The sequence below is a fragment of the Microcystis sp. M169S2 genome (assembly GCF_020245865.1).
In the GTDB taxonomy this organism is placed as follows: Bacteria; Cyanobacteriota; Cyanobacteriia; order Cyanobacteriales; family Microcystaceae; genus Microcystis; species Microcystis ichthyoblabe_A.
The window spans coordinates 1-6,148 of the sequence record NZ_JADBUB010000088.1 but is presented as its reverse complement, the minus strand read 5'-3'; the positions used below and the strand labels follow the sequence as shown (position 1 = coordinate 6,148).

General features: G+C 51.6%; 1 protein-coding gene and 1 pseudogene. Both read left to right on the top strand.

Annotated features, from left to right (window positions below):
• Nucleotides 1-331: 331 nt before the first annotated feature.
• A pseudogene (locus tag IM485_RS08950) lies at nucleotides 332-1,167 on the top strand (transposase); the annotation flags it as partial.
• 430 nt (nucleotides 1,168-1,597) lie between these two features.
• On the top strand, nucleotides 1,598-6,148 hold a 4,551-nt coding region (locus tag IM485_RS08945; protein WP_287742517.1), incomplete at its 3' end, for a beta strand repeat-containing protein.

Here is a 6,148-nt window from a genome sequence, read left to right as displayed (position 1 = left end):
AGGTAGTCAGTTACCTAATTTTCAGGGAAAAAGTACCTGAATTTTACCCCTGATCCCTCCAATGGTCGGCACTTTTTGAGGTCAAAAAAGTCTAAAAGCCTTATCCAACAAGGTTTTTAGATTTATTCAGCAAGCCCTAGGGCTTGCTGAAAAAGCCTGAAATGCCGATAGGAAAAAGGTTTCGACTCAATAAGGTCGAGAAAAAAAGCCCAAAAAAAGGTAAAATACCCTAAAAGCCAGGCACTTTTTTTATTCAGCACAGATGTATCGTATCTCCACAGCAACTCGATCAGAATCCGAATTATTTGAACTGCCCTTTTTTGCCAGAGCAGAAGAGCGAGGAGAAGAAAGGGAGCAGCCCAATGCAGGAAAATTAATATTAGATGCGACTTGTGCGCCTGCCGATATTAAGTATCCTACAGATTTAGACCTATTAAATCAAGCTCATCAAAGCACGGAAAAATCCTAGATTGTCTCTACCAAGAAGCCAAAGAAAAGTTAACTAATAAACCAAGAAATTCCCGAAAAATAGCGAGAAAAAACTATTTAAAAGTCGCTAAAAAACCTCGTCAATCTCCAAAAGAAAGACGGAAAGTCATTGGCTAACAATTGGGATATATTCAAAGAAACTTAGGTTATATAGACCAACTAATTGAATTAGGAGCTTCCTTAACTTGTTTAAGTAAAAGACAATATAAAGTGCTATTAGTCATTGAAGAAGTCTGAAGTCAACAACGGGAGATGTGGTCAGAGAACAAAACAAGGGTTGACCAGATAATTGTCAGTTTAAGTCAACCTCATGTACGTCCTATCGTCAGAGGTAAAGCCGGAAAACTGACGGAATTTGGGGCAAAGCTCTCGGTGTCTTATGTAGATCATTATGTATTTTTACACCGTTTGTCTTGGGAAAACTTTAATGAATCTCAAGCTTTGAAAGCGCAAGTAAAAAACTTTAAAGAGACCTATGGTTGTTATCCAGAATCCGTTCATGTTGATAAAATTTATCGAACCAGAGAAAACTTGGCATGGTGTAAGGAAAGAGGAATAAGATTAAGTAGATTATCCTTGGGAAGACCACCGAAAAATCGAAGCACTGAACTAAAAAAACAAGCGCAAGAGGACGAGAGTTTTCGCAATGCAATAAAAGGGAAATTCGGATTTATCAAGGTGAAGAATTGTAATGTTTGACTCTCTTGGGTTTAGTGGGTAAAATGTATTCTAAGATACATTCCTCCTAGCGAGGGGGTGGAACGAACCACAAAGGACACCAAGATTGATCGATGCTATGTAAGTTAAACTTATCACACAGAACCTAGAAGAGCCAATGTTTTTTCTCAGAAAAAATTAATTATATATAGAAGTATATGAAGATGTGCAGAGTATCGGCTCTTTGTTAATGTTACAGAGTTTTAAGGAAATGCAGCGAATAGTTCTACTAGATATAGAGTGGGAACTATCTGGGTAGAATACAGCGTTTCTCGGATCTATGAGACTCGTTCTTGCATCTGAAATACCTGATTAGCAAGGATTGGTCTGCACTTCACCTTGACGAGAAAGGCTGCGCCTAGATAGTAATTTGTATAGCGAGGTACGAAAAGTGGCCCCTTTTCTGAATCCAGTTTTTACTGATATTTTTGATGGAAATCTGCTCGATGATAACATCACTGATGGAACTACTGGTGACGACAATATTGTTCTTGATAATGGTAACGATACTTCTAACGGTCTCGATGGTGATGATCTGATCTCTGGCAATGGTGGCAACGATACGATCTCCGGCGGCGGCGGCAACGATGCACTCGATGGCGGAGCGGGGACGGACACGGCGACCTATACAGTGTCACTGACGAAAGAGATGATCAGTAAACAGCCGACTTTCTGGCAGGTGGCCACAGGTACCCCCGAAGGCACAGATCAGCTGATCAATGTTGAGATCCTTGATGGTGCCGAAGCTGGCAAGTTCCTGCTCGTGGGGACTGGCGGTTTCGCCACGATCCAAGCGGCGATTAACGCAGCGAGTGCGGGTGACACCGTGATTGTGGCGGCTGGTACTTATTCCGAAAATCTGATTGTCAACAAGTCCCTGACGATCCTCGGTGCGAACGCTGGGATCTCCGGCAGCGGCACTCGCGGCGCTGAGAGTACGCTGACAGGCAACATCACCATCGCCGCCAACGGTATCACGGTAGATGGCATGGCCTTCAACGGCGGAGCATCGGCAATTCGCGGTGAGTCTGGAGCCAACCCCTATGACAACCTGACGATTCGCAACAACCTGATTCAGAATACGACCGATTCGGCCATCCGGCTTGGTTTGGGTAGCGGCGGTGGCATCGGCAGTGATAACTGGACGATCACCAACAATAAGATTGACAACATCGTCGGCAACGCATTGACGGGCATGGTGCTCTTCAACGTCGATGGGCTGACCGTTACGGGCAACGTCATCAACCACACCAACTCTTCCTCCACGGGTCGCCGCGGCATCAACCTCGACGGCGTTCTGAACGCGACGGTGTCGAACAACATCATCGATCTTGGGCTGGTCTCGCCCACCGATGCCACGGCGGCAAATACGGCGGCACCCTGGATCGTGCAGTTATCAATGAGCGACCGAGCAATCTCCAACGTCATCGTCAGCAACAACACGGTCAGCGGCGCAAACTTGGGCATCATCGGTCTCAGCCAGCGCAGCATGGACAACGTTGACATCACGGGCAACACCGTGAGCAATGTGGTCAGCGGTATCGTTCTCAATACTGGCGGCACGGCTCCTGTGGTTTCCGGCGTGACGATGGACGTGGACGTGACCGGCAACACTGTGTCCGCGGCAACTAACGCCATCTTCGTGCGCGACCTGCACGATGCCGCCTCGAACGGACCAGTGACGTTCACCGGTCTCGATGTCACCGGTAACATTATCAACTCTGGCGTTGTGCAGATCGGCCGATTGGAGTCGAGCCAGCCTGCAGCTGACGGCCTACTCAACATCACCGGCGCAACAACCATCGACGGCTCCGCCAACAATGACACCGTGCAGGTGGAAGGCTCTGGTACGGTCACTTTCAACGCTGGCGACGGGAACGACACCTTCATCGGTGGAACGGGCAACGACACAATTAATGGTGATGCGGGCAACGACACGCTCTCTGGCGGCGATGGCAACGACCAGATCTCTGGCAACGGCGGCAATGACACAATCGGTGGTGGTGCGGGTGATGACAACCTTGAAGGTGGCGCGGGTGATGACAACCTTGAAGGTGGCGCGGGTACCGATACAGCGATCTACACTGGTAACTTTGCCGACTATACGATCACGGGCTTGGCCAACAACTTCACGATCGTGAACAATCTTGACGACTTGCCCGATGGCACCGATACAGTTCAGAACGTCGAATTCTTGCAATTCGCGGACGTGACGGTTCCAGTCGCTGGCATCTTTAGTACAGTCCAGTTGTTCGACAACGACGACGTTTTGGTGGGCGGTTTCACGGCCATCCAGGCGGCGATCGATGCGGCAGCCGACGGCTATCGCATCGTTGTCGGAGCCGGGACCTATACCGAGAACCTCACCGTCAACAAGTCGTTGACGATCCTCGGTGCGAACGCCGGGGTCTTGGGCAGCGGCACTCGCGTTGCTGAGTCGGTGATTCAGGGCAAGGTGACCGTATCCGCCGGAGCCACCCTCGATGGATTTAGGGTACTCAACACCTCCGACGGCACAACTCCGCAGAACGGCATTGAAGTAACGGCACTGGGAGCCTCAGCCACTGTTCAACTTCTGAACAATGTGATCTGGGCCACAGCCGCCAACGGCAACGATACAGATCGCGCCATCTATCTCTGGACATCGGTGGCAGGCCACGTTGTTATTGATGGGAACCTGATTTCTGGCGACTCCCAAGGCCTTTACGGCACAGCCAGTTGGAACCGGGGCATTTGGTCTGACGGACAGAATGCCTCGCTCACCATCACCGATAACACCATTTCCTATGCAAGGACTGCATTCAACCTGGAACTCTTCAATGGCCCAGTAACCACTGCATCCAACAACACCATCAGCAATTCTGGCTCTGGCTTCAGCATCGGCGCCAACGCCGTGAATCTGGCACTTGGCAGCAGCATAACCAATAATTCCTTCAACAACGTTGATACAGACTTCAATCTACAGAACATTCCGTCCAGTCTGTCTGTCAACTTCGATCTCACCGCTACAGGCAATCAGTCAGCTTCAGGTCAAGTCACCGTCTTGCTGGCTGGGGCTGGTTCCGATTCGCTCACGGGTAGCAGTGGTGCCGACGGCCTGGTGGGCAACAACGGCAACGATACCCTAAATGGTGGTGCAGGCGACGATACCCTCTCTGGTGGTGCGGGTAGTGACACGGCAGTATTTGGTGCCGGCAACAACACCGTCAACCTGACTTTAACTACCGGCCAGAACACGGGAGAAGGTACAGACGTATTGAGCGGTATCGAAAACCTAGTGGGCGGCGACGGTGACGACATACTTATCGGGGATACTGCAAATAACCAACTCGATGGCGGTACGGGCAACGACAACCTAAGTGGTGGTGCAGGAGACGACACGCTCTCCGGCGGCGATGGCAACGACACAGCAACATTTGGGGCAGGCAACAACACCGTCAACCTGACTTTAACTACCGGCCAGAACACGGGAGAAGGTACAGACGTATTGAGCGGTATCGAAAACCTAGTGGGCGGCGACGGCAACGACTCACTTATCGGGGATACTGGCAATAACCAACTCGATGGCGGTACGGGCAACGATACCCTAAATGGTGGTGCGGGCGACGATACCCTCTCTGGTGGTGCGGGTAGTGACACAGCAATATTTGGCGCAGGCAACAACACCGTCAACCTCACTTTAACTGCCGGCCAGAACACGGGCGAAGGTACGGACGTATTGAGCGGTATCGAAAACCTAGTGGGCGGCGACGGTGACGACGTACTTATCGGGGATAATAATGCGAACCAACTCGATGGCGGTACGGGCAACGACAACCTAAGTGGTGGTGCAGGAGACGACACGCTCTCCGGCGGCGATGGCAACGACACGGCAGTATTTGGCGCAGGCAACAACAACGTCAACCTGGCTTCTACCGGCCCCCAGGACACGGGCGAAGGTACAGACGCACTGAGCGGTATCGAAAACCTTGTTGGCGGTGCTGGCGACGACGCACTTTTCGGGGATGCTGGCAATAACCAACTTGATGGTGGTACGGACAACGATTTCCTAAATGGTAATGCGGGCAACGATACCCTCATCGGTGGTGCGGGCGACGATGTCCTCATCGGTGGTGCGGGTACCGACACAGCAACATTTGGCGCAGGCAACAACACCGTCAACCTGACTTTAACTACCGGCCAGAACACGGGAGAAGGTACAGACGTATTGAGCGGTATCGAAAACCTAGCTGGCGGCGACGGTGACGACTCCCTTATCGGGAATGCTGGCAATAACCAACTCGATGGCGGTACGGGCAACGATACCCTAGAAGGTGGTGCGGGCAACGATACACTAAATGGTGGTGCGGGTAGTGACACGGCAGTATTTGGTGCCGGCAACAACACCGTCAACCTGAATTTAACTACCGGCCAGGACACGGGCGAGGGTATAGACGTACTGAGCGGTATCGAAAACCTGGTGGGCGGCGACGGTGACGACGTACTGATCGGGGATACTGCCGATAACCAACTTGATGGCGGTACGGGCAACGACAGCCTGGAAGGTGGTGCGGGCAACGATACCCTCATCGGTGGTGCGGGTACCGACACAGCAGTATTTGGCGCAGGCAACAACACCGTCAACCTGACTTTAACTACCGGCCAGAACACGGGAGAAGGTACAGACGTATTGAGCGGTATCGAAAACCTAGTGGGCGGCGACGGTGACGACTCCCTCATCGGGAATACTGCCGATAACCAACTCGATGGCGGTACGGGCAACGATACCCTAAATGGCGGTGCGGGCAACGATACCCTCATCGGTGGTGCGGGTACCGATACAGCGATCTACGCCGGTAACTTTGCCGACTATACGACCAGTGGCTCAGCCAACAACTTCACGATCGTGGACAATCGTAGCGGCTCACCCGACGGCACGGATACAGTTGAGAACGTCGAATTT